Annotated in this window: 29 protein-coding genes; all 29 read left to right on the top strand. The window is 47.7% G+C overall.

The window, feature by feature from the left end:
* Positions 1 to 12 precede the first annotated feature (12 nt).
* The 29 genes from ylqF (at position 13) to fliY (ending at position 25,284) form a co-directional block, all read left to right on the top strand.
* Positions 13 to 873: a ribosome biogenesis GTPase YlqF gene (gene ylqF, locus KNO99_RS04200; protein ID WP_214745483.1), complete on the top strand. Its 861-nt coding sequence runs from the start codon at positions 13 to 15 to the stop codon at positions 871 to 873.
* Positions 874 to 914: 41 nt separating this feature from the next.
* Complete coding sequence (locus tag KNO99_RS04195; protein WP_214745480.1) at positions 915 to 1,667, top strand: ribonuclease HII; 753 nt, start codon at positions 915 to 917, stop codon at positions 1,665 to 1,667.
* A gap of 14 nt (positions 1,668 to 1,681) precedes the next feature.
* Positions 1,682 to 2,527, top strand: coding sequence for a hypothetical protein (locus KNO99_RS04190; protein ID WP_214745477.1), 846 nt, complete (start codon positions 1,682 to 1,684; stop codon positions 2,525 to 2,527).
* Positions 2,524 to 2,784 (top strand): EscU/YscU/HrcU family type III secretion system export apparatus switch protein, encoded by a 261-nt coding sequence (locus KNO99_RS04185; protein WP_074034763.1) that lies wholly within the window; start codon positions 2,524 to 2,526, stop codon positions 2,782 to 2,784. Before KNO99_RS04190 ends, KNO99_RS04185 begins: the two co-directional genes overlap by 4 nt.
* 120 nt (positions 2,785 to 2,904) lie before the next feature.
* Positions 2,905 to 4,065 (top strand): ADP-forming succinate--CoA ligase subunit beta, encoded by a 1,161-nt coding sequence (sucC, locus tag KNO99_RS04180; protein WP_214745474.1) that lies wholly within the window; start codon positions 2,905 to 2,907, stop codon positions 4,063 to 4,065.
* Between the two features lie 12 nt (positions 4,066 to 4,077).
* Complete coding sequence (gene sucD, locus KNO99_RS04175) at positions 4,078 to 4,995, top strand: succinate--CoA ligase subunit alpha (protein ID WP_026826262.1); 918 nt, start codon at positions 4,078 to 4,080, stop codon at positions 4,993 to 4,995.
* 50 nt (positions 4,996 to 5,045) lie between these two features.
* Positions 5,046 to 5,840, top strand: a complete 795-nt coding sequence (gene dprA / locus KNO99_RS04170; RefSeq protein ID WP_214745471.1) for a DNA-processing protein DprA — start codon at positions 5,046 to 5,048, stop codon at positions 5,838 to 5,840.
* Positions 5,841 to 5,905: 65 nt separating this feature from the next.
* Complete coding sequence (topA, locus tag KNO99_RS04165) at positions 5,906 to 8,002, top strand: type I DNA topoisomerase (RefSeq protein WP_214745468.1); 2,097 nt, start codon at positions 5,906 to 5,908, stop codon at positions 8,000 to 8,002.
* Positions 8,002 to 9,312 (top strand): FADH(2)-oxidizing methylenetetrahydrofolate--tRNA-(uracil(54)-C(5))-methyltransferase TrmFO, encoded by a 1,311-nt coding sequence (gene trmFO / locus KNO99_RS04160; RefSeq protein WP_214745681.1) that lies wholly within the window; start codon positions 8,002 to 8,004, stop codon positions 9,310 to 9,312. The genes topA and trmFO overlap by 1 nt, the downstream gene beginning before the upstream one ends.
* 184 nt (positions 9,313 to 9,496) lie before the next feature.
* Positions 9,497 to 10,378: a tyrosine-type recombinase/integrase gene (locus tag KNO99_RS04155; RefSeq protein ID WP_214745465.1), complete on the top strand. Its 882-nt coding sequence runs from the start codon at positions 9,497 to 9,499 to the stop codon at positions 10,376 to 10,378.
* Positions 10,379 to 10,389: 11 nt separating this feature from the next.
* Entirely contained in the window at positions 10,390 to 10,938 is a 549-nt protein-coding gene (gene hslV / locus KNO99_RS04150; protein ID WP_074034743.1) for an ATP-dependent protease subunit HslV, read from the top strand.
* Positions 10,935 to 12,305, top strand: coding sequence for an ATP-dependent protease ATPase subunit HslU (gene hslU / locus KNO99_RS04145; protein ID WP_214745463.1), 1,371 nt, complete (start codon positions 10,935 to 10,937; stop codon positions 12,303 to 12,305). The genes hslV and hslU overlap by 4 nt, the downstream gene beginning before the upstream one ends.
* A 36-nt stretch (positions 12,306 to 12,341) precedes the next feature.
* Positions 12,342 to 13,121, top strand: a complete 780-nt coding sequence (gene codY, locus KNO99_RS04140; protein WP_214745461.1) for a GTP-sensing pleiotropic transcriptional regulator CodY — start codon at positions 12,342 to 12,344, stop codon at positions 13,119 to 13,121.
* 273 nt (positions 13,122 to 13,394) lie between these two features.
* Entirely contained in the window at positions 13,395 to 13,763 is a 369-nt protein-coding gene (gene flgB / locus KNO99_RS04135) for a flagellar basal body rod protein FlgB (protein WP_214745459.1), read from the top strand.
* Positions 13,764 to 13,766: 3 nt separating this feature from the next.
* A complete protein-coding gene (gene flgC / locus KNO99_RS04130; RefSeq protein ID WP_074034731.1) occupies positions 13,767 to 14,195 on the top strand; it encodes a flagellar basal body rod protein FlgC in 429 nt (142 codons plus the stop codon).
* Between the two features lie 13 nt (positions 14,196 to 14,208).
* Positions 14,209 to 14,490 carry a flagellar hook-basal body complex protein FliE gene (gene fliE, locus KNO99_RS04125; RefSeq protein ID WP_074034728.1) on the top strand — a complete coding sequence of 94 codons (282 nt, stop codon included), beginning with the start codon at positions 14,209 to 14,211 and terminating at the stop codon, positions 14,488 to 14,490.
* 22 nt (positions 14,491 to 14,512) lie between these two features.
* Positions 14,513 to 16,084 carry a flagellar basal-body MS-ring/collar protein FliF gene (gene fliF, locus KNO99_RS04120; protein WP_214745457.1) on the top strand — a complete coding sequence of 524 codons (1,572 nt, stop codon included), beginning with the start codon at positions 14,513 to 14,515 and terminating at the stop codon, positions 16,082 to 16,084.
* 5 nt (positions 16,085 to 16,089) lie between these two features.
* On the top strand, positions 16,090 to 17,097 hold the full coding sequence (gene fliG, locus KNO99_RS04115; protein WP_031421657.1) for a flagellar motor switch protein FliG: 1,008 nt from the start codon (positions 16,090 to 16,092) through the stop codon (positions 17,095 to 17,097).
* Positions 17,081 to 17,806, top strand: a complete 726-nt coding sequence (locus KNO99_RS04110) for a FliH/SctL family protein (protein ID WP_214745455.1) — start codon at positions 17,081 to 17,083, stop codon at positions 17,804 to 17,806. Before fliG ends, KNO99_RS04110 begins: the two co-directional genes overlap by 17 nt.
* The gene (gene fliI / locus KNO99_RS04105) at positions 17,793 to 19,112 is read left to right on the top strand and encodes a flagellar protein export ATPase FliI (protein WP_214691818.1); all 1,320 of its coding nucleotides are present in this window, start codon (positions 17,793 to 17,795) and stop codon (positions 19,110 to 19,112) included. The genes KNO99_RS04110 and fliI overlap by 14 nt, the downstream gene beginning before the upstream one ends.
* The gene (locus KNO99_RS04100; RefSeq protein WP_214745454.1) at positions 19,109 to 19,543 is read left to right on the top strand and encodes a flagellar FliJ family protein; all 435 of its coding nucleotides are present in this window, start codon (positions 19,109 to 19,111) and stop codon (positions 19,541 to 19,543) included. Before fliI ends, KNO99_RS04100 begins: the two co-directional genes overlap by 4 nt.
* A 1-nt stretch (position 19,544) precedes the next feature.
* Complete coding sequence (locus KNO99_RS04095) at positions 19,545 to 20,114, top strand: MotE family protein (protein ID WP_214745452.1); 570 nt, start codon at positions 19,545 to 19,547, stop codon at positions 20,112 to 20,114.
* A 22-nt stretch (positions 20,115 to 20,136) separates the two neighbouring features.
* Positions 20,137 to 21,201, top strand: a complete 1,065-nt coding sequence (locus KNO99_RS04090; RefSeq protein ID WP_214745451.1) for a flagellar hook-length control protein FliK — start codon at positions 20,137 to 20,139, stop codon at positions 21,199 to 21,201.
* The gene (locus KNO99_RS04085) at positions 21,173 to 21,601 is read left to right on the top strand and encodes a flagellar hook capping FlgD N-terminal domain-containing protein (protein WP_214745449.1); all 429 of its coding nucleotides are present in this window, start codon (positions 21,173 to 21,175) and stop codon (positions 21,599 to 21,601) included. The genes KNO99_RS04090 and KNO99_RS04085 overlap by 29 nt, the downstream gene beginning before the upstream one ends.
* Positions 21,602 to 21,619: 18 nt before the next feature.
* Positions 21,620 to 22,489 (top strand): flagellar basal body rod protein FlgG, encoded by an 870-nt coding sequence (gene flgG, locus KNO99_RS04080; RefSeq protein WP_214745448.1) that lies wholly within the window; start codon positions 21,620 to 21,622, stop codon positions 22,487 to 22,489.
* Positions 22,489 to 22,707 (top strand): flagellar FlbD family protein, encoded by a 219-nt coding sequence (locus KNO99_RS04075; protein WP_031421671.1) that lies wholly within the window; start codon positions 22,489 to 22,491, stop codon positions 22,705 to 22,707. Before flgG ends, KNO99_RS04075 begins: the two co-directional genes overlap by 1 nt.
* Entirely contained in the window at positions 22,700 to 23,152 is a 453-nt protein-coding gene (locus tag KNO99_RS04070) for a flagellar basal body-associated FliL family protein (RefSeq protein WP_074034701.1), read from the top strand. The genes KNO99_RS04075 and KNO99_RS04070 overlap by 8 nt, the downstream gene beginning before the upstream one ends.
* A gap of 9 nt (positions 23,153 to 23,161) precedes the next feature.
* Complete coding sequence (gene fliM, locus KNO99_RS04065) at positions 23,162 to 24,151, top strand: flagellar motor switch protein FliM (RefSeq protein ID WP_074034699.1); 990 nt, start codon at positions 23,162 to 23,164, stop codon at positions 24,149 to 24,151.
* Complete coding sequence (gene fliY, locus KNO99_RS04060) at positions 24,148 to 25,284, top strand: flagellar motor switch phosphatase FliY (RefSeq protein WP_214745447.1); 1,137 nt, start codon at positions 24,148 to 24,150, stop codon at positions 25,282 to 25,284. Before fliM ends, fliY begins: the two co-directional genes overlap by 4 nt.

The raw sequence follows: 25,284 nt of genomic DNA, 5'->3' as shown, positions 1-25,284 counted from the left end.
GGTGGTGCTTTTTTGGCAATTCAATGGTTTCCTGGCCACATGGCCAAAGCAAGAAGACAAGTAACTGAAAAATTAAAATTGATCGATGTCGTCATCGAGCTCGTGGATGCACGCGTGCCACAATCGAGCCGTAACCCGATGGTCGATGAGATCACGGCAGGCAAGCCGCGACTCATCGTCCTCAACAAAGCGGATATGGCCGACCCGGTCGTGACGGACGCGTGGTTACGTGCCCTGAAGCGAGAAGAGGTCGAAGTCGTCGCAGTTGATGCGAAGCATAGCAAAGGCTTGAAACAGCTCATCACAGGCGCTCAAAAGTTGATGCAAGAAAAACATGATCGCATGCGTGAAAAGGGACGTAACCCTGGCCCGATTCGTGCGCTCATCATCGGAATCCCGAACGTCGGGAAGTCGACGCTCATCAACCGTCTCGCAGGTCGTAACATTGCCATCACAGGCGATCGACCGGGTGTGACGAAGCGTCAACAGTGGATCAAGATGAAGGGTGGCGAGATGGAGCTCTTAGATACGCCAGGTATTCTCTGGCCGAAGTTTGAGGACCAACTCGTCGGATATCGTCTCGCCGCGACAGGTGCCATCAAAGACGAGATTCTCAATTTAGATGATATCGCCTTGTATACGGTTCGTGAGTTGCATGCTCGTTATCCGGAACAATTAAAGGAACGCTTCAAACTCGAAACGTTACCGGAAGACGGCGTGGAACTCCTTGAGATGATTGGGAAAAAACGTGGTCTCATCAGTGGCGGTTACGTCGATTTTGAGAAGGCGAGCGAACTACTTTTGAATGAACTACGGCATGAAAAAATCGGACGGATCTCGCTTGAGACACCGGCTGACCATGAAATGGCGTAAAGTCCTGTGTAAACAGGGCTTTTTTGAATAGGAGGAAGAACGTGACGATTCAACAGATTAAACAACAACTAGCGGACATCCGATATGAAGAATGGGTACAAATCTTCCCGACCTTGTCACAAGACCCCCGAGCAGGCGTGCAAACGTTGCTTCGGCAAAAAGAGCGTCAATTCGAGCGAGAACAAGCATTACAAGAGGATTTCGAGCGTCGAATGTCATATGAACGTGAATGGAAGACGCAAGGGTTCACTCGAATTGTCGGAGTCGATGAGGTCGGGCGTGGACCGCTTGCAGGACCGGTCGTGGCGGCTGCCGTCTTACTACCGGAAGGGTTTTATATGGCGGGGTTGGACGATTCGAAGAAAATGTCGAAAACGGCGAGAGACACGGCATACGAACACATCATGGAAGTCGCGGAAGTCGGTGTCGGAATCGTCGAGCCGGCCGTAATCGATGACATTAACATATATGAGGCGACGAAGCTCGCGATGATGGAGGCGATTCGTCAAGTCGGGGAGGTCGATGCTTTATTGATTGACGCCATGAAACTGGACCTCGACATTCCTCAGCAGTCCTTGATTAAAGGGGACACGCTCAGCGTCTCAATCGCTGCGGCGAGTGTCGTCGCTAAGGTCGTCCGGGACCGGATGATGGAAGAATACGACCGGACGTATCCCGGTTACGGGTTTGCCAATAACGCCGGGTATGGGACAGAGGCTCATTTAGAAGGATTGAGACGTTACGGGGTAACACCGATCCATCGTCGTACATTCGCCCCGATCAAGCATATGTGAAAGGAGTGATGGCGTTGCGCATCGATCATCAAGGAGTTTTACCATTCAAAGTGACCGAACAGACGTCGCGACCGCTTTTGCTCGGGAATACAATTGTCGGGAAGGTGTTACAACTTCTGCCCGGCAATGAGGCAGTCATGCAGTTGCCGCAAGGAATCTTTCGGGTCGGTGTCAATGCGAACGTGAAAGAGAACGTGACGTATAAGATGGTCGTCACGGACGTCGAGCCGAAGCTCGTCTTGAAAGTCGTCCCACAAGCGACAGAAGCGCTCATGGCTTCCAAATCACCTCTTCAGACGTTAGGGGAACAACTTGCCCGTTTCATTCGCGAACCGATTCCGACACCAGAATCGGTCAAGACAGCCGGGAAAACGATGCTAGAGAGCGGAGCGGGGTCTGATGTAAAGGCGCTCGTCGGCGAGTTGTTCAAAGCGAAAGGCGAGTCGAAGTTCGAGCAGTTCGTGCGAGCACAGGAAGCGTTCAATGCGACCCAAAGCCCCCCATTCGTCGCTCAAGCATTTCACATACCGCAATTAGGTCCGTTTGAACACGTTCAACTTCGTTTAGAAGCACCAAAACGAGAGGCGATTGATTCTGATCATGCCCGAATCGTCTTGTTTCTTGAAACGCCACGATTCGGCGAAACGGGAATCGATGTGTTGATTCAAAAAAGGTATGTATCCGTTCGGGTATTTAATGAGCAACATGATTTGAGTCCATACGTCCGTACATACGAACCGCTTCTAAAAGAAGGGTTGAAACGCGTCGATTTCGATTTGTCTTCTTTTTCATACGAAGCAAAGCGTGAGCGTGTGCCAGAAACATTTGCGCCTCTCGGAAAGGTGGATCTCCAAATATGAACGATCCAAAGAAAGCAATCGCTCTGTCATATGAGCAATCAATGGATGCCCCGCACGTCGTGGCAAAAGGGACGGGGATTGTCGCTGAGCGGATGCTTGAGATTGCTCAAGCGAACGGAATTCCTGTTCATGAGGACCCGGCACTCCTATCCTTACTCTCAGCATTAAACATCGAAGAGCAGATTCCGGAGGACGTTTATCAAGTCATTGCCGAACTTTTTGTCTTTCTTTATCAGATGGAACAAGATAAAATTTGATTTGTCTAGGGTTATATGTGAAAAAAAGATGAAAACTTAAAGCAAGAACGATAGACAGCGCTTTCAGTTTTTCGTTACAATAGACGTGCCGATATTAAAGGGGACTAAGGGGGAAAACATATGAATATCCATGAGTATCAGGCGAAAGAATTGCTAAGAGAGTTTGGGGTAGCCGTTCCGACGGGTTATCCAGCCTTTACTGTTGAAGAAGCTGTAGCAGCTGCTGCTAAGCTTGACGGTGAAGTTAAGGTTGTTAAAGCTCAAATCCACGCAGGTGGCCGCGGTAAAGCAGGTGGCGTCAAACTTGCGAAGACAGATGAAGAAGTGAAGCAATACGCGACAGAGATTCTAGGGAAAACGCTCGTGACACACCAAACAGGTCCGGAAGGAAAAGTTGTCCAGCGTCTCTATATCGAAGAAGGTTCTGCGATTGACCAAGAATTTTACTTAGGACTCGTGCTTGACCGTTCGATCGGCCGAATTGTCATCATGGGTTCATCAGAAGGTGGTATGGACATCGAGGAAGTCGCTGAACATACACCTGAGAAGATTCATAAAGAGATCGTCGATCCGGTTGTGGGCTTGCGTCCATTCCAAGCACGCCGTCTCGCATTCAAAATGGAAGTCCCGACGAAACTTGTGAACAAGTTCAGTGACATGGTCATGAAGTTGTACAAAGTATATGTCGAGACAGATTGCACAATCGCGGAAATCAACCCGCTCGTCACGACGAAAGACGGAAACGTCATCGCGCTTGATGCGAAGTTGAACTTCGATAGCAACGCACTCTATCGTCACTCAGATATCCTTTCGCTTCGTGATACGACAGAAGAAGATCCACGTGAAGTCGAGGCATCAAAACATGACCTCAGCTATATCGCACTTGATGGAAATATCGGTTGCCTTGTCAACGGTGCAGGCCTTGCGATGGCAACGATGGATATCATCAAACATTACGGCGCTGAACCCGCTAACTTCCTCGATGTAGGTGGCGGTGCGACGAAAGAAAAAGTTACAGAAGCGTTCAAATTGATTTTGTCTGATGACCAAGTCAAAGGAATCTTCGTTAACATTTTCGGTGGAATCATGAAGTGTGACATCATCGCAGAGGGGATTGTCGCAGCTACGAAAGAAATCGGACTCGACTTGCCACTCGTCGTTCGCTTAGAAGGAACGAACGTTGATGCCGGGAAGCGCATTCTCGATGAATCTGGACTTGCGATCACGACAGCTAGCTCGATGGCTGACGGTGCGGAAAAAATCGCAGCACTTGTTCGATAAGGGGGAAACGACATGAGTATTTGGGCGAATAAAGATACGAAAGTCATCATTCAAGGGATTACAGGGAAGCAAGGTTTGTTCCACGGTGAACAGATGCTTGCTTATAACACGAAATTAGTCGGCGGGGTAACACCAGGTAAAGGTGGCACGACGGTTCTCGACAACGTTCCAGTCTTCAACACAGTCTCTGAGGCGGTCGAGGCGACTGGTGCAAACGCATCAATCATCTACGTACCACCAGCGTTCGCAGCTGACTCAATCATGGAAGCAGCGGACAGTGGCATCGAACTCATCATCTGTATCACTGAAGGCATTCCTGTAGTGGACATGATCCAAGTGAAACGCTATCTCGAAGACAAGCCGGCTCGTTTAATCGGACCGAACTGTCCTGGAATCATCACGCCAGGAGAAGCAAAACTTGGAATCATGCCTGGCTATATTCATACGAAAGGGCATGTCGGAATCGTGTCACGTTCTGGAACGCTCACGTATGAGGCGGTCCATCAGTTGACGACGGCAGGAATCGGTCAATCGACAGCTGTCGGAATCGGGGGAGACCCAGTCAACGGAACAAACTTCATCGATACGCTCAAGGCGTTCAACGAAGATGAGGACACGAAAGCTGTCATCATGATCGGGGAAATCGGTGGAACAGCTGAAGAAGAGGCGGCTGAATGGGTGAAAGCGAACATGACGAAACCAGTCATCGGCTTCATCGGCGGACAGACGGCTCCTGAAGGCAAACGTATGGGACATGCCGGCGCCATCATCTCAGGTGGTAAAGGGACGGCTGCTGAAAAGATTAAGACGTTGAACGCGAATGGAATCGAAGTAGCTGAAACACCAGCTGTCATCGGTGAAACGTTGATTCGTGTCTTGAAAAATGAAGGTCTATACGAAGCGTGTGTCACGGGCCAACCGACGACATAAGAATCATGAGGGATGCTTGCATCCCTCATTTTTTTAAAGGAGAGATTGTGATGAATCAAACAATAGCTCGGTTTGCTGCTGCACGAATTCCGGTTGAATTTGTGCATCATTATTTGAACGGGACGCTAGAAGCGCATCGCACTCAATTTTCTTCACATGTCTGGAAGCGAGCTCATTCTGCGCTACGCTCGTCCGAATCGTATTCCCGCTTCGTCACCTGGGAAGATGAAACGTTCCCGAAACGATTGCTCGAGATTCCCAACCCGCCGTACTGTTTGTTTTACGATGGAGATTTAGAGGTACTACAAGAAAGAACGACCGCGATGGTCGGAAGTCGTGAGTTGAATCGAATTAGTCAATCGCTAGTGCAACACTATCACTCTTTAATAGAAGAAACTGTTTCCGTTTCTGGTGGAGCGCTTGGCATTGATGGTCTTGTCCACGCGCACGCGTTAAATAAACATCGTCCGACCGTGGCGGTGCTCGGAGCCGGACTGAACAACCTCTATCCAGCAGCGAATCGACAGTTGCTTTTACGGATTCCGAAGCAAGGGATTCTCTTAAGTGAGTATGCCCCGAACACACCTGTTCAAAAATTTCAATTTTTGGAAAGAAATCGATTGGTGAGCGGTCTCGGTGACACGCTCGTTGTGTTACAGGCGAGACGAAAGAGCGGAACGATGAATACAGTCGGACACGCACTAGAACAGGGAAAGACGGTGTTCGCCGTACCCGGTTCACCGCTTGATCCACTGGCGGAAGGACCGAATCGATTGATTGAAGAAGGTGCGATTCCATTGACGAATTCCGATCAAATTATTCGAGATCTCAGGATTGTACGTTGACAAACCGGTGAGAACATGAATATTATGGTAGGGATTTAAATGACCTCTAAAAGGGGAGCAGATGTATGGCAAAATATTTGGTGATCGTTGAGTCACCTGCGAAAGCAAAAACAATTAAACGTTATTTAGGTCCGAATTATATGGTCAAAGCTTCGATGGGACACGTCATCGATTTACCGAAGAGTCAACTCGGTGTAGACGTCGAACACGACTTTGAACCGAAGTATATTACCATCCGTGGTAAAGGACCCGTATTGAAAGAATTGAAGACAGCGGCGAAAAAAGCCACAAAAATCTTTCTCGCAGCCGACCCCGATAGAGAAGGGGAAGCGATTGCCTGGCATTTGGCTCGCGCTCTCGGCGTAGATGAAACGACTGAATGTCGTGTCGTTTTTAACGAGATCACAAAAGATGCAATTAAAGAATCATTTAAACATCCACGTAAAATCAATCACGACCTTGTCGATGCGCAACAAGCTCGACGGATTTTAGACCGCCTCGTCGGATACGGAATGAGTCCTCTATTATGGAAGAAAGTCAAAAAAGGACTATCTGCCGGACGAGTTCAGTCGGTTGCCGTGAAGATGATTATCGACCGCGAACGCGAAATCAATGCGTTCGACCCAGAAGAGTATTGGACGATCAAGCTCGACTTGAATCATGATGGGGAAACGTTCGAAACTTCATTTTACGGAAAAGATGGTAAAAAGATGGAATTGAAGTCGGAAGAAGACGCTCAAGCCGTCCTTGATGCCATTAACGACGAATTTAAAGTCATCGATGTGACGAAGAAGGAACGAAAACGAAACGCTTCGTTACCGTTCACGACAAGTTCGTTACAACAGGATGCGGCACGTAAATTGAATTTCCGTGCGAAGAAGACGATGATGCTCGCTCAACAATTATATGAAGGAATCGACCTCGGGAAGAAAGAGGGTACGGTCGGTTTGATTACGTATATGCGTACAGACTCGACGCGAATCTCGGACTTGGCGAAGGGAGAGGCGAAAGAATACATCGAATCGACATTCGGTGAAGAATACGTCGCCTCACAGAAGCAAAAGGAAAAGAAAGCGGCAAACGCACAAGATGCGCACGAAGCGATTCGTCCGACATCGGCACTCCGCGACCCTGCTTCTTTAAAACCTTATTTGTCTCGTGACCAGTTGCGCCTTTATAAATTGATTTGGGAACGTTTGATCGCGAGCCAAATGGCACCTGCCGTACTCGATACCGTCAAGATCGATGTAGAATCGAACGGAATGATCTTTCGTGCGAATGGCTCGACCGTCAAATTCCCAGGTTTCATGAAAGTATATATCGAATCGAAAGATGATGATATCGAGGATACGAATCAAGAGAAAGAAGGCTTACTACCACCTCTTGAAGTCGAAGATACGGTCAGCTTTGAAGCGATTGAGCCGAAGCAGCACTTCACGCAACCACCGCCGCGTTACACGGAAGCACGACTTGTCCGTGCGATGGAAGAGCTCGGTATCGGTCGCCCGTCGACATATGCGCCTACACTTGACACGATTCAACGTCGTGGCTATGTCGTCTTAGAAGAGAAGAAGTTCCTTCCGACTGAGCTTGGTGAACTCGTCATTGAAATGATAGATGAATATTTCAATGACTTCATCACCGTTCAGTTCACGGCCGACATGGAAACGCTTCTTGACTCGATTGAGCATAAAGAAGTGGAGTGGACGGAAGTCGTCGCCCCGATCTATCGTTCGTTCGAGAAACGTTTGAAGCGTGCCGAAGAAGAAATCGAAAAGATTGAAGTGAAAGATGAGCCTGCGGGAATCGATTGTGAAGTTTGTGGTTCACCGATGGTCATCAAGATGGGTCGATACGGTAAGTTTATGGCTTGCTCGAACTTCCCGAACTGTACGAACACGAAACCAGTTCAAGTTGAAATTGGTGTCCCTTGCCCAGACTGTAAGGACGGACAAATCGTGGAACGTCGTAGTAAAAAAGGTCGCCTCTTCTATGGCTGCTCGAACTATCCAGAATGTGAGTTTGTCTCATGGGATAAACCGGTTGCGAAACCGTGCCCAGTATGCGACAGTTTGATGGTCGAGAAGAAAATTAAAGACGGCGTGAAATACCAATGTACGAAATGTACCCATACCGAGGTACATCAGCAAGAGGAGGATTAATATTGCAACAACGTGTAACTGTAATCGGAGCCGGCTTGGCCGGTTCCGAAGCGGCTTGGCAACTCGCCAAGCGCGGCATTCAAGTAGATTTGTATGAAATGAGACCGGTCCGTCAAACACCGGCGCACCACACGGATCAATTCGCGGAACTCGTTTGTTCGAACTCGCTTCGGGCGAACGGCCTTCAAAACGCGGTCGGCGTCTTGAAAGAAGAGATGCGTACACTTGACTCACTCATCTTGAAAGCGGCAGACACGGCAAGCGTCCCAGCTGGTGGCGCCCTTGCTGTTGACCGTCATGAGTTTGCTGGATTCATCACTGAGAAGTTGAAGAACCATGAAAACGTCACGGTGCATACCGAGGAATTAAAAGAAATTCCTGAAGGGATTGTCATCGTCGCGACAGGGCCATTGACGTCTCCGGATTTATCGGCATCGCTCAAAGCGTTCACAGGGGAAGATTATCTTTACTTCTACGATGCGGCCGCTCCGATTCTAGATGGCGATACGATCGATCGCGATAAAGTATACTTGAAGTCGCGCTATGATAAAGGTGAAGCCGCTTACTTGAACTGCCCGATGACAGAAGAAGAGTTTGACGTCTTTTACGAGGAATTGATCAATGCGGAAGTCGTTCCGTTAAAAGAGTTCGAAAAAGAGATTTACTTCGAAGGTTGTATGCCGTTTGAAGTCATGGCTGAGCGTGGGAAGAAGACGCTTCTCTTCGGACCGATGAAGCCGGTCGGTCTAGAAGATCCGAAAACGGGTAAACGTCCGTATGCGGTCGTTCAACTTCGTCAGGACAACTCAGCAGGAACGCTTTATAACTTGGTCGGCTTCCAGACGCATTTGAAGTGGGGCGAACAGAAGCGTATCATCCGTCTCATCCCTGGACTCGAAAATGCAGATATCGTTCGTTACGGTGTCATGCACCGTAACACGTTCATCAATTCACCGAGCTTGTTGAAACCGACGTATCAGGCGCGCACGCGTGACACATTATTCTTTGCCGGTCAGATGACGGGTGTAGAAGGATACGTGGAGTCAGCAGCGTCAGGATTGTTGGCGGGAATCAATGCAGCGAAGATGATCGCAGGAGAAGAGCTCGTCGTCTTACCACGTGAAACGATGCTCGGTTCGATGGCGCACTACATCACGACGGCAGACGGGAAGCACTTCCAGCCGATGAATGCGAACTTTGGATTGGTCCCATCTTTAGAGGACGCTCCGAAGAAAATGAAAAAACAAGAACGGTACGAGCGTTACGCCAACCGTGCTTTAGAAACGATTCAACAATTTAAGGACCTTTGAACAGGAGAGCCAGTTTTTGGCTCTTTTGTTTTGAAATAAAGTTTCAATTGTGTATTTTGTTTCATACTTTGAAAATTTTCAGATTATTGAACGACTATCTATTGTCACCATACATTCTGTATGCTATGCTAATTTCGATTTGACGAGAACATGCGTTTTTACGTGTCATCGAGGAGGCGATAAAATGGGATTCTTAGAGGATCGACAATCATTTTTACGCTACTGCCAAATTGAACGTCGACTGTCTCCTCATACGAAACGCTCCTACGAGCAAACGCTCGACCAGTACGCCGCATATTGCCAATCGACGCATCAAGATCCCTACGATGCACAGACGGCGCGGCGTTATTTATATGCCCTTTATGAGAAGCAATTGGCCGCGTCTACAGTGTCCCAAAAAGTATCTTGCCTTAAACAGTTCGGGAAATATATGGCGAGAGAACATGGGGGAGAGCCCTTGTTCCACGACCTGACTTCACCGAAAAAGCGACAATCCTTGCCGACGTTCGCCGTCCCGTCCGAAGTCGAACGGTTGTTAGAGGCGGCTTCCATGCAAGACGACCCTTTTTTACAGGCGAGAGACGTCGCCATCGTTGAGGTGTTGTACGGAACGGGCATTCGCGTCGCAGAGCTTTGTGGGATGAACCTGTCTTCCTTTGACGATGTCTTATCTTTCGTCCATGTGATGGGGAAAGGAAAGAAAGAACGGTACGTTCCAATCGGTCAATATGCCGTACAAGCATTGAAGCGCTATGTAGAAATACGGAAAGACGTCGGACTCCCGACGGAAAGCGCATTATTTTTGAGTCAAAAAGGGAATCGGATGACAACAGACCAAATTCGGTATGTCATGAAGCGCTTGAGAAAAGACAGTGGGGTACATAAGCCGTTGACCCCGCACTCGTTGCGACATAGCTTTGCAACGGACCTATTGGAGCGGGGAGCGGATTTGCGCGCTGTCCAAGAGTTGCTCGGTCACGAGTCCTTGTCGACGACCGGACGCTATACCCACGTATCGACTGAACGATTACGTTCGATTTATCAAGCGACACATCCAAGAAAGTAGGAGGTTACGATATGTTTCATGCAACAACGATTTTTGCAGTTCGACACAATGGCCAATGCGCGATGAGTGGAGATGGCCAAGTCACATTCGGGAATGCCGTCATCATGAAAAACAAAGCGAAGAAAGTCAGACGCTTATACGGCGGGAAAGTCGTTGCCGGTTTTGCAGGCAGTGTAGCCGATGCTTTCACATTGTTTGAGAAGTTTGAATCGAAACTTGAAATGTATAACGGTAACTTACCGCGTGCCGCGGTCGAGCTTGCCAAAGAGTGGCGCGGCGATAAAATCTTGCGGCAACTCGAGGCGCTATTGATTGTGATGGATGCTGACCATTTACTGCTCGTCTCTGGGAATGGAGAAGTGATTGAGCCGGATGACGGGATCCTTGCAATCGGTTCGGGTGGTAATTATGCACTCGCAGCAGGGCGTGCACTCGTCCGCCATTCCGCTGAGAAGTCAGCGGAAGAAATCGCACGAGCCGCTCTCGAGATTGCCGGTGAGCTTTGCGTGTATACGAATGATCAAGTCATTGTAGAAACGATCGGAGGCGATGCTGAATGAATCGAGAGTTGACACCAAGACAAATCGTATCGGAACTGGACAAGTTCGTAATCGGTCAGAAGGACGCCAAACGAGCTGTATCGATTGCATTGCGTAACCGTTATCGCCGTCAGAAATTAAGTGCGGACCTTCGTGATGAAGTCACACCGAAAAACATTTTGATGATCGGACCGACCGGGGTCGGAAAAACCGAAATCGCACGTCGTTTAGCGAAGTTAGTCGGGGCACCGTTCGTCAAAGTGGAAGCGACGAAATTTACGGAAGTCGGTTACGTCGGTCGTGACGTCGAGTCGATGGTACGAGACCTCGTCGAAGCATCCGTTCGTCTCGTAAAAGAAGAGAAGAAAGAAGACGTGAAGGAGCCGGCAGAGCGAGCGGCGACAGAACGATTGCTAGATGCCTTACAAGGTAAAGCGAAAGCGACACCGAGTGCGTCAAACCCGTTTGAGGCATTGTTCGGTGGGCAGACACAACAGCCTGAATCAACAACGGATACGTCAAAGAACGATCGGGCACAGCTTCGCCGTCTTCTCGAGCTTGGAGAACTAGAAGACCGAGTCATCGAAGTTGAACTAGAAGAAAAGCAAACGATGGATTTGTTCCAAGGGCAAGGAATGGAAGGGTTATCGAATCTTCAAGATATGCTCGGACAAATCGTTCCGAAGAAACGGAAGCAACGGAAGTTGACCGTCCGTGAAGCGAGACCGCTTCTCATAGCGGAAGAAGCTGAAAATCTTCTGGATTTGAACGAAGTACATGATGAAGCGGTGCAGCGTAGTGAACAGATGGGCATCATCTTCGTCGATGAAATCGATAAGATTGCAACAAAGTCGCAAGACCATGCTGGTGTCTCTCGTGAAGGCGTGCAGCGCGATATCCTTCCGATTGTCGAAGGGTCAACGGTCGTCACGAAGTACGGACCGGTCAAAACCGATCACGTTCTCTTCATCGCAGCTGGAGCGTTCCATATGGCCAAACCGTCTGATTTGATTCCGGAGTTGCAAGGTCGCTTCCCAATTCGTGTGGAATTGAACAGCTTGACGGAAGAGGACTTCGTCAAAATCTTGACAGAACCATCTCAGGCGTTAATCAAACAATATACCGCATTATTGGAATCGGAAGAGATCACGGTCCGATTCACGCATGAAGCGATTGAAGAAATCGCAAAAATTGCGACACATGTCAATCGCGAGACCGATGACATCGGTGCACGTCGCCTTTATACTATTATGGAACGCGTGTTAGAAGATCTTTCATTTGAGGCGGCAGATATGCCGCAAACGAGCGTGGAAATCACTCCCGCTTATGTACAAGCTAAAGTTGGGTCGATCGCGGATGACCGAGACCTCAGCCAATATATTTTATAAGATTCTGTATGCACATACAGGGAGGAAATAGACATTATGAATTTACTAGACAAAACTCGCCAATTAAACACGATGCTTCAACAAGAAGCGAGTGCGCACGTTGACTTTAAAGAAATGGCGGATAAAATGCGTGAAGTGCTTGAATCTAATACGTTTATCGTGAGCCGTCGTGGTCGCCTACTTGGCTTTGCGATTAAACAACAGATTGAGAATGATCGCATGAAGGCATTTCTCGTTGACCGACAGTTTCCAGAACCATATGCTTCAAACTTGTTCAATGTGAAAGAAACGACAGCGAACATCGATATTGATAGCGAATATACGGCGTTCCCTGTAGAGAACCACGATTTGTTCCTCAACTCGAAGACGACGATTGTCCCAATCATCGGTGGTGGTGAGCGTCTAGGGACGCTCGTGTTAGGTCGATTGACAAACGAGTTCACAGAAGATGACCTCGTCCTCGCAGAATATAGTGCGACGGTCGTTGGCATGGAGATCCTTCGTGAGAAAGCGGCAGAAGCAGAAACGTCAGCCCGTAAAAAGGCTGTCGTTCAAATGGCAATCAATTCTTTATCTTATTCAGAGCTAGAAGCGATTGAACACATTTTCGAAGAGCTCGGCGGAAACGAAGGGCTGTTAGTCGCTTCCAAAATTGCCGACCGTGTGGGAATCACACGCTCTGTCATCGTGAACGCGCTTCGGAAACTCGAAAGTGCGGGTGTTATTGAATCACGTTCTTTAGGAATGAAGGGAACGTATATCAAGATACTAAATGACAACTTCTTGTTTGAATTGCAAAAACTGAAATCAAACTGAAACACAACTTTAGAGGTGTATTTTCCATTGAAAACACTATAAAAAGGGACTTTGTTCCTAAAAAACCGCTTTCTTCATTGAAGAAGCGGTTTTTTTTAGTGCAAAAGTAATCATTTTCAGAATTTGTCGTTAATTCGACAAAAAGATGCGAAGCCATTTACCTATGTTTTAAAAAATATCTTTCAGAACTGTTACAGATTTGTTTCAATGAAATAGTAGAATTTCCAAATCAGGTATATATCAGTAATGAGTATATGAAAGCGAGTGAACGCCGTGAATTGGATTGGTAGTGACTATCAATTACTCAAGCAAGCAGTCAATCATGCAGTCCTCAATCAAAAAGTGATTAGTCATAATCTTTCGAATATCGATACGCCAAACTTCAAAGCAAAGCAAGCCGTATTTGAACAGACGCTCCAAAGTGAAATGCGACTGAAGCTCCAAGGTGGGCGTCCAAGTGATTCGATGCAATCTACTGTCGTCGATCGGGCAGGTGGGGCGATGCGAAGTGACGGCAACAACGTCGACTTAGATTATGAGATGAGTGAACTGGCACGTAATCAACTCCAGTATGAGGCGATGATGGAGCAATTAAATCGTAGGCTAGGTGGATTGAAAACTGTTATCCGAGGAGGTCGTTAATCGATGGGAATGTTTGATAGTTTTCATATTTCAGCTACTGCCTTAACGTCTCAACGTTTGCGGATGGATACCGTATCGGCGAACATCGCCAACGCCCAGACGACTCGAGGAAAACTTGTCGATGGGGAGTGGCAACCGTATACAAGGAAGATGACGGTGTTACAGGAAGCTCCGTTCCGTAAACAGTTAAATGCGGTCAATGGTGGGGTTCAGGTAGCTCAAATTATCGAAGACGATGCACCGTATAAGCTTGCTTATAATCCGAGTCATCCCGATGCGGACGAGCGGGGATATGTCCAAATGCCGAATGTTGATCTACTCAAAGAAATGGTCGACCTTATGGGTGCGACTCGCTCTTACGAAGCAAACATTGCCGCGATGAACGCATCAAAAGCGATGCTCGTCAAAGCGATGGAGATTGGAAAAGGATAAGGAGTGACTAGGGATGCAAATTAATCCGATTCAAATGATGAGCCCAGAGTTTACGCCATCAATGAACAAAACGAACCCATCTCAATTCGGGTCATATTTGAATGAAGCGATGAATGCCTTGAACGAGACGCAACAAGCGACGAGTCAAGCCCGTCAAGATTTAGCTGTCGGTAAAGCGGACCTTCATCAAGTCATGATTCAAAGTGAAGAGTCGTCGATTGCGATGCAACTTGCCATCGAGGTGAGGAACAAGGCTGTTGAAGCCTATCAAGAAATGATGCGAATGCAAGTTTAATTGTAGAGGATGACAAGTTGCGATGAATGAACAATTAAAAGAACGATTCAAATCGATGACCGATGGGCTGAAATCAATGCCAGCGAAGCGGAAACTTGTATGGGGGATTTCCATCGCGGTCATTTTAATCGCGGCCCTCTTACTCACGTTCTTCCTTGCACGACCGAATATGGCTCCTTTGTACACGAACTTATCCGCACAAGAAGCGGGAGAAGTGACAGAGAAACTAACAGCAGACGGTGTGAAGTCGGAAATTAAAGCGACTTCGAACGGGGTCAGTGTATATGTGCCAAATGAAATGGTCGACCAATTGAAAGTGAGCCTTGCCGCGGCCGGGATTCCAAAATCCGGGTCGATTGACTATAGTTTCTTCAGTGAAAATGCTGGTTTCGGAACAACAGACCGAGAAATGGCGGTCATTGAACGAAGTGCGATGCAGACGGAACTCGAGCGGCTCATTACTCAAATCGAAGGAATCAATCAAGCGAAAGTCATCATCTCGCTTCCTGAGAAGTCAGTCTTTTTAGCGGAAGACCAAGGTGAGCCGACAGCCTCGATCGTGTTAAATATCGGAGCAGGAACGAATCTAGAACCAAACACGGTCAAAGGTCTTTACCATTTGATCAGTAAAAGTGTCCCAAACTTAAAACCTGAGAACATCTCAATCATGGACCAATACTTTACGTATTATGACCTTGATCAAACCGTTGTGGCTGGTGGATCTTCCGCTGATCCGTTGGCACTGAAACGTCAAGTTGAAAAAGACGTCCGTCAACAAATTCAGCAGATGTTGTCTGTTCTTCTTGGTGAACGAAGCGTTCTTGTCTCTGTCACAGCAGATATTGATACGACTCAGACGGCCGAAGAACAAAACCTTGTTAAGCCAGTCAATGAAGAAAACATGGAAGGTATCGTGACGTCGGCTGAACGAATTGCAGAGGCGTATACGGGCGGTACGGGAACGGCGACAGAAGCGACTGGGACCGGTGAGAATGACACGATCAACTTCCCTGCTGCTACAGGTGACAGCACAGAAGAAAGTGAAAAAAATCACGAAATCATCAACTATGAAGTGAATCGCATTACGAAACAGATTCAAAACGCACCGTATACCATCCGCGACCTTGGGGTGCAATTGATTGTGGAACCACCAGATGGTGCGACGAGTATTGACCCACAGCTTGAAGGTGACCTGGAGACGATGATGTACTCCATCATTCGAACATCACTAGCGAAAACGGATGAAGCCATTACAGATGCGGAGCTTGAACAAAAAGTAGTCGTTGTATCGAGACCGTTCGCTGAAGCAGAAGAGGTGGCAACGATAGAACAGCCTACACCATGGTGGATGTACGCTTCAGCAGCTGGAGCAGTCGTCCTACTTGCTTTAATTTTCTTCGCAATGCGTAGACGCAAACAAGAAGTGGTGGAAGAGACGAACGAGTGGGAAGTTCCATACGAAGATGAAGTACCTGACCTAGACCTCGAGGAACGAGGCGAAGGGGCTGTGAAGAAGAAACAGTTAGAAAAATTAGCTGAAAGTAATCCAGAAGAGTTTGCTAAACTACTTCGTACTTGGATGTCTGAGGAGTGAGTAACGTGAACTATGCCAAACAATCGAATCGAGAAAAAGCAGCAATGCTCATGATCTCATTAGGTCCAGAAGTGGCAGCGAATGTTTATAAACATCTTTCGGAAGAAGAGATGGAGCAGTTGACGCTTCAAATCTCAGCACTTAAAAAGGTGTCTCCAGAAGAAAAAGAGAGCATTCTCGGTGAGTTCCACGAACTTGCGATGGCTCAGAGCTACATTACCCAGGGTGGGATTGGTTTTGCCAAAACAGTTCTTGAAAAAGCGGTCGGTGAAGATAAGGCGATGGCATTGATTCATCGGTTGACGTCGACTTTACAAGTTCGGCCGTTCGAGTTTGCTCGAAAAGCTGACCCGAAACAGTTGCTGAACTTTATTCAAAACGAACATCCACAGACGATTGCTCTAATTTTAGCTCACTTGGAGCCGGTCAAATCTGGTCAAATCTTATCGGAACTTCCTCCTGAGATTCAATCAGAAGTTGCGAAACGGATTGCGACGATGGACCGACTCAATCCGGATGTCATTCATGAAGTCGAACAAATCCTTGAAAAGAACCTCTCGCAGACGGATATGCAAGATTATGCCCAGTCGGGTGGAATCGAGGCGGTCGTCGAAGTGTTGAATGGGGTCGATCGTACGACAGAACGTACCATTCTTGACGCTCTCGAGATTGAAGATCCTGAACTCGCAGAAGAAATCAAGAAGCGTATGTTTGTCTTCGAGGACATCGTCACACTCGATTCACGTGCGATTCAACGAATCATTCGCGAAGTGGCGAACGACGACTTGTTGCTAGCACTCAAAGTGTCGTCAGAAGAAGTGAAACAAATCATATTCAAGAATATGTCTCAACGGATGGTCGAAACGTTCAAAGAAGATATGGAATTTATGGGACCTGTTCGATTGCGTGACGTCGAAGAAGCACAGAGCCGAATCGTCGGAATCATTCGTCGCCTAGAAGACGTCGGTGAGATCGTGATCAGTCGAGGTGGAGGAGATGACATCGTTGTCTAATGTGATCAAACGTCAACGCGCGACATCGCATATTCCTCAGCGAATCGAATCAAAACGATTGGAAACATCCATTCCTGACCCGACTGATGGCATCGACCATCATCAAGTCATCGAGTCGCGTTATGAGAAATTAAGACAGGATGAAGAAGCGTTCCAACAGTTTCAACAGACAGAAATCGAGCAACTCGAACGATTCAAACAAGAAGCGTATGAACAGGCTCGATTAGAAGGTTATGAAGCGGGTCTACTCCAAGGAAGACAAGATGGATATGCCGAGTTTGAAGACGTCACGACACGCCTGAACTCGGTCTCCACTGAACTCGAACAACTGTTCCAAGAAAAATGGAAACAGGCGGAAATACAACTCATTGACCTTGCGATTGCAATAAGTGCGCAAGTGACGACGGACCTTGTTCGAAAAGATGAGGCGCTGTTCGCGGCGATGATTCAAGAACAGATGGCGCAACTCATTGATGTGGAAGCGTTAACGATCTTCGTTCATCCCACACGTCTTGCTTCGATTCAGCGATTTGAATCGTTGTGGCGTGATGAAGAGACACCTCCTTTGAAGTATCGGGGAGACAGCTCTTTAGATGAAACGTCCGTACGCATTGAGTCCCCACATCGAGGAAGTGAAATAGATTTATCCTACAGTTTTGAACGAATTCAAGTCAAAATCGAGGAGGTTTTAGCGGATGGCGCTTATTGAGCAGGTCATCGATACGATCAAACAGTCTACAGATGGCGAGTTCACTCGCAAAATCGGGCGAGTTTGTCGGGTCGTAGGGTTGATGATCGAGTCAAATGGACCGAGTGCGTTTGTTGGGGAGCGATGTTTCATCATGCTCCCTTCAAATGAGTCGGTCGAAGCGGAAGTGGTGGGCTTTAATGAAGAGCGCGTCCTTCTCATGCCATACGGTGAAACGACACAGATTGCACCGGGTTGTTTAGTGAAAGGGACCGGGAAGATGCTCCAAGTCCCGGTCGGTGAGGAACTGATTGGACAAGTGCTCGACGGTCTAGGACGGCCTTTGTCAGGTGAGAGACTTGCAACAGGTAAGCGGTATGATGTCCAACGCAAACCGCCAAACCCGTTGAATCGTCCTCGGATTTTAGATACGTTGTCGACGGGTGTTCGTATGATCGATGGTCTCCTGACTGTAGGAAAAGGGCAACGTGTCGGTTTGTTTGCCGGTTCTGGGGTGGGGAAATCCACGTTACTCGGCATGATTGCCAAACGCTCTTCAGCAGATATTAATGTAATTGCTTTGATTGGGGAACGTGGTCGGGAAGTAAAGGAGTTCATTGAAAAAGAGCTCGGTCCAGAAGGAATGGCCCGATCTGTCGTCATTGTGGCGACGAGCGACCAACCCCCGCTCGTCCGATTGAAAGGAGCCTATACCGCAACCGCAATCGCCGAATACTTTCGTGACCAAGGCAAAGAAGTCGTGCTTATGATGGACTCGGTGACGCGTTTTGCAATGGCCCAACGAGAGATCGGTCTCGCGACGGGAGAACCACCGACATCGAAAGGATATACACCGTCTGTTTTTGCGATGCTCCCGCAATTGTTAGAGCGAAGCGGGACGGCAGCGACTGGGTCGATCACAGCATTTTATACGGTCCTCGTCGATGGTGATGATATGAACGAGCCGATTGCCGATGCGGTGCGTGGAATATTAGATGGACACTTTGTCATGGACCGCGCGCTTGCAAACCGTGGACAGTTTCCTGCCATTCATGTGTTGAAGTCAATCAGTCGGGTCATGAACCAGATTGCCTCGCCATCACATCGTGAAGCGGCACAAACGTTTCGAAGTTGGCTGGCAACGTATATTGATGCCGAGGATTTGATTAACATCGGCGCATATAAAAAAGGATCGAATCCAGCGATTGACACCGCAATCGAGAAGTATCCATACCTATTGACATTTTTAAAGCAATCGATTGAAGAAGACGCCGCATTCCAACAAACGATGACTCATTTGTCACATATCGCGCGAGGTGAATCATGAACAGACTTATTCTAGAACGAATCATGCCAATTGCTGAACATGAGAAGGAAGATGCAGCTTCAGAAGTTAGAGGCTTCAAGGCGAAACTCGAAACGGAAATGGAAGCGTTATATGACCTTCTCCTCATGTACGAGTCATTGATTAAGCATCAAGATGAACAGCAAGGACATATTGATTTACTCATGTCTCAGTACCGAGAAAAAACGCGTGAGCAAGTGAAGCGTCAAATCGAAACGCAACAGCTCGTCGTTCAACAAGCCCGCAATCGTTATCACGCCTCGCAAGAAAGACTGCTTGGGAAAGTAGTGGAAGAAAAGAAATATGTGACGCTACATGAAAAGGTTAGTTTACAAGAGATGACAGCGGCAAAACTCACAGAGCAATTAATGATGGACGAACTCGCTGTGATTCATCATGGGAAAGGGAAGTAGCATGGCAAAAGAGAACAATAAACGAGGCAAACAAATGATTGTGGCGTTAGTCCTCATCCCGGCAATCTTCATTTTAGTCGGCGGAATGGTCGTCATGAACTATGCGATGGATCGTCCACTTCTATCTGTACCGTTCCTACCAGTTAGCGAGGAAGAAAGCTCATCAGAAACGCCTGAGTCGTCTGAGGCGAAAGTGAACGTGACGGGCATCGACAGTGACGCCACGAACCGGTTGAAAGCCGCAAATAGTGAGATTGAAAAACTGCGAAATGAAAATGTGGAACTGACGAATGAAGTGAAAGCGAGACAAGAAGAGATCACCGATTTAATTCGAGAACGTGACCGTCTCGTCTCCGAACTTGCAGCGGCCACAACGGAAGAGGAAAATTCATCTGACATTTCCAGTGTGTATGAAGAGATGTCTGCCAAACAGGCGGCGGCCATCATGGGAGAACTAGAGAGTCCGCAAGTGGCCGAACTGTTGAAAGAACTATCACCGAAGCAACAAGCTGATATTTTAGGTCGGATGAATGCGCAACAAGCTGCGGTTGTGACGCAGCTTCTCCAATGAACATGAGAAGGGAGGACCCACATTGAATATTGCGTTACTAACTCAAGCCATTCAAGGTTCAACGACTCGTACGGGAGTAACGGAAGGCGAATCACAGGGGGCAGGCGGTTTTTTAAGCCTCTTATCCGCCATGCTTGCCCCAATGCAAGGCTCCGGGGAACAAACAGGGCTTCCTCAACTTGAAGAAGGCGCATTATCTGAAGAACTCGTCGACCTCGAAAAAGTGGCGCAGGAACTTGAGACATGGTTTCAAAAACCTGAAACTTTGAAATGGCTCAAATCACTTCCGCAAGATGCATATCGGACGTTTATGGATGCATATGTAGGTGTACTCGGACAACTGTCTACGTCATCTGGAAATATTGATTCAGCTCTCCCAATCGTTGCTCAGGCGGTTGCAACAAGTAGTGACATCGTCCAAAAGACGGATTTGTCTTCAAAAACAGGGTTGACACAGGCTGTCCCGAATCAAGAACTTGGAAAGCAGATCCAAACGATTCAACGGGTGATCACACAGTTTAATGGACCCGCCGGCAATATGAAGGAAGTTCCCGTTCTACCACAAGTTGAAACCGTGAAAGTGGCGAAAACGCTCCCTCAATCAAGTAGCGTAGATTGGTTACCGAAAGGCATGAACTGGTCACGACCACAAATTGATGTAGAAACCGTCATGTACGCCTCAAAAGGATCATTGCCTGAAAACTTACAGGCAAGAATTGAGTCCGCACTTCAAAAAGCACCGTTTTCGAGCGGAGCGGACGGTTCGAAAGTGTTTACGGTACGTCTATATCCAGAACAGCTAGGGGAGCTCGTCGTCAAGCTTGAACGACATAACGGGGAACTTGTAGTCAAATTGTTCGCAAGTAATCAAGAAGCGAAACAATTGCTTCAGTCACAAGTTCAGCAGTTGCAACAAACGTTAACGCCTCATTCCCAAAACGTTCGCGTCGAGGTCAACTTGACACAACAAGCACTCGATGCAAAGTCGACGATGCCAGACGGTTCCGAGCAACCGGAACAGGAGCAACCGCAGGAACAACCAAAAGGAGGATCTGAGGATGACGAGCATCCAGCCGAAGACGAATGATTTTACTTTGCCAGACCAGTCGCTTCCGAAAGCGACGAATCAATATGACAAGGACATGTTTATGAAGTTGCTGCTTGCTCAAATCGCGAACCAGGACCCGATGTCACCGATGGAAGACCGTGAGTTCATCGCTCAGATGGCGCAATTTTCTTCACTAGAACAAATGCAAACGATTTCGAAACAACTCGATTCGGTATTGGTTGACCGTCATATGGCCTCGATTTCTGAATTCAGTAGCATGATCGGTAAAACGATTGACTACAGTTCGGAATCGGGTGAAGAAACGACAAAAGGCTCAGGCCGTGTCGTCTCGATTTCACGATCTGATTTAACTGGATATATGGCCGACCTTGAAGACGGCACATCGGTCAGCGTGTACGATATCACTTCCATCAAATAAGCATAGGGGGAATTTATTATGTTAAGAGCAATGTACTCAGGGATCAGTGGTCTGAAGAACTTTCAATCTAAGCTAGACGTCGTCGGGAACAACATCGCAAACGTCAACACGTTCGGTTACAAAAAGGGTCGTGTCACGTTTAAAGACCTCGTCAGTCAACAAGTCGGTAGTGCTTCAGGCGGGAACGGAGCGACGGCCGGAGGGATTAACCCGAAAGAGGTCGGTCTTGGTGGCACGATGGCAACGGTCGATAACGTTTACAACCAAGGAGCGATGCAAAATACGGGACGTGCGTTAGACGTCGGTATATCGGGTGAAGGCTTCTTCGTCACAATCGTCAACGGACAAGCGCAGTACACGCGTGCTGGTAACTTTTATACGGACAATAACGGTGACTTGGTAACAGGTGAAGGAACGTACTTATTAGGAACAGGTGAAAAACCTACAGATAACCTTCCAGCCCCGAACTTGACTGGAGACATTCCGAACGTAGTGGAGAACTCCCCTGCTTACGGTAAAATCTCAATTCCGACAGACGCGCGTTCACTGTCGATTGGAAAAGATGGCCAAGTCAGTTATGTCGACGCAGCCGGTGCACTTCAGACAGCAGGCTATATTGTGACGGCAAACTTCAGCAACAATGCTGGTTTATCGAAAGTCGGTGCCAACAACTTCTTACAATCTCAAAACTCAGGCGACCCACTCATCGGGGCAGCCGGTGATTTAGGACGAGGTAACCTCGTTTCAGGTGCTCTTGAAATGTCGAACGTCGACCTTTCTGAAGAGTTTACGGAAATGATTGTGGCACAACGTGGTTTCCAGGCGAACACACGAATTATTACAACGTCAGACGAGATTCTTCAAGAACTCGTCAACTTGAAACGCTGATGATTCGCGTCACAGCATTTCGGGGTGAGGAATTCGTGCTCAACGCTTTGCTCATCGAAACGGTGAAAGCAGAGCCGGACACGATTATCCAATTATTTAATGGTAAAACGTATCTCGTGAAAGAAACGAAAGATCAAATCATTGAACGAACTGAAGCCTTTTACCGCTCAATCGGTTTAGTCGGAACGATGTTCACAAGAGGTGAAGAAGATGAGTGAAGAAGAGAAGAAAAAGGGTGGCGGACTGAAGGTTGTCATCATCTTACTAGTTGTCCTACTCGTCATGGGTGGAGCCGGTTTCATGACATATAAATACGTGTTCGGAGATAACGTCACCGCTAAAACGAAGCCGGTCACTGCCGAAGAATTGGCGGAACGAAGCTTTACGACCGATGACATGACGACGAACATTCAAGATGAGCGTTTCATCAACGTTCAATTCACGATTGTCACAGATTCTTTGGAAACAAAGGAGAATCTAGAGTTACGTAAATTCCAAGTACACAACGTCATTCTCGGGGATTTGGCTGGAATGACAAAAACACAGTTGGCAACAAAAGAAGATATGCAAAAGTTTGAACAGACACTACGAGAACAACTTAATGGACTGCTTGAAGAAGGTGAAGTCCAACGCGTCTATATGACGAAGAAAATTATTCAGTGAGGTGGCATCATGGGAGAAGTACTGTCTCAACAAGAAATTGATGCCTTACTATCTGCACTAAGCAGTGGGGATGTCGAAGCGGATTCCTTTCTTGCACAAGAGGAAGAAAAGAAAGTTCGGCAATACGACTTCAAGCGAGCCGTCCGATTTTCAAAAGATCAGATTCGCAGTTTGACTCGAATTCACGAGCACTTCACTCGCATGTTAACGACGTTCTTCTCGGCCCAACTTCGCACATATGTTCAGTTTTCCGTCAACTCGGTCGAACAATTACCGTACGATGAATTTATTCATTCTATTCCGAGTATGACGATGATCAACTTGATTGAAGCGCCACCGTTAAACGGACGATTCATCATCGAGGTCAATCCGAACATTTCTTATGCGATGCTCGATCGCCTACTCGGCGGACCAGGTGTCGAGATGGACAAAATTGAATCGTTCACCGAAATCGAGATGCGCATTTTGACGCAATTGTATAAGCGTGCCTTCTCAACGTATGGGGACGCGTGGGAATCGATTGCGGAAATTAAGGCGGAAATGTCTGCAGTGGAAGTGAATCCGCAGTTTCTCCAACTCGTTTCACCAAACGAGACGGTCGTCCTTATCTCGATCGGGGTGACGATCGGCGAAGTGAGCGGAACGATCAACGTTTGTCTTCCATTCGTGACAATCGAACCGGTCTTGTCGAAGTTGTCGAGTCATTACTGGATGCAGGAGGCGAATCGTCGTAATGCGAGTGAGTCGAGCAAAGAACCACTCAAAGCCCAGTTGATGAACTCGACGGTCGAGGTCGTCTCGTTACTAGGAGAAACGACAATCACGTTTGGTGATCTGTTGCACCTTGAAGTTGGGGACTGTTTGGCACTCGATCAAGTAGCAAAAGAACCTCTATCCATCATGGTAGGGGAGAATAAAGTATTTAAAGGGCAAGTCGGTGTGAGCGGGAAGCGGATGGCGGTTCAGGTGCTTCACCGTGTGAAGGAGGAAGAGCAATGAGTGAAATGCTGTCACAAGATGAAATTGACGCGTTACTGCGTGGGACAAGCGACAGTACGCCGACGCCAAAGGCGGAAAAAGAAGAGCACTTAGATTCGATGGAAAGCGATGCTCTTGGGGAAATCGGAAACATTTCGTTTGGGAATTCAGCAACGGCATTGTCGACGTTGCTACAACAAAAAGTAGAAATTACGACACCGGTTGTCAGTGAAGTGAGAATCGAAGAGTTGCGTGAACGTTATCCGACGCCTCATGTGGCATTACGTGTCGGGTACACGGAAGGGATAAAGGGGGAAAACGTCCTCGTCTTGACTCGCGAAGATGCGGCCATCATCTCTGATCTCATGTTAGGTGGAACGGGAGAGAACGTCGATCCTGAAAGCCTTGATGAGATTCGCTTATCGGCCGTTCAAGAAGCGATGAACCAGATGATGGGTGCTGCCGCGACATCTTTATCGACGGTGTTCTCGAAGAAGATTGACATTTCTCCACCACTTGTCGAGGTGTTTGATGCGACGAAAAATCAAACCATTATCGACCGCCTCGAACTTTGGGAGACGATGGTGCTCATTGAGTTCAATCTCAAAGTCGGTACATTGATTGACTCGACAATTGTTCAAATTGCACCAATTCAATTTGGAAAACAGTTGGTCGACGAATTGATGAAAGCGACCGGTGAGGCACAAACGGCAGTAGAGCCTGTAAAAGAACAACCGAAAGCCGAGGCACCGAAACCTCAACCACAGGCGCAACCACAGGCACAACCACAGGCACAACCGCAACCACAACCGGAAAAGCAAAAATCGATGCCAGAGGTCGCAGTAAGCCAAGCAGAATTCATGCCGCTCCAATCACCGGCATCGCAAGAAGCGGTCCCGGCGAATCTTGGGTTGTTATACGATGTCCCGTTAAACGTGACAGTAGAGTTAGGAAGAACGAAAAAATCCGTTCGGGAAGTACTTGAGTTATCACAGGGCTCCATCATCGAACTCGACAAGCTAGCAGGCGAACCGGTTGATATTTACGTCAACCAACAACGGATTGCTAGAGGAGAAGTAGTCGTCATTGAAGAAAACTTTGGGGTACGTGTAACAGAAATTATTCAACCGCATGAGCGGATCGGAATCGTTTAA

It is taken from the genome of Exiguobacterium sp. s189 (genome assembly GCF_018617615.1).
In the GTDB taxonomy this organism is placed as follows: Bacteria; Bacillota; Bacilli; order Exiguobacteriales; family Exiguobacteriaceae; genus Exiguobacterium; species Exiguobacterium aestuarii_A.
This window is presented reverse-complemented; position numbering and strand designations above follow the sequence as displayed.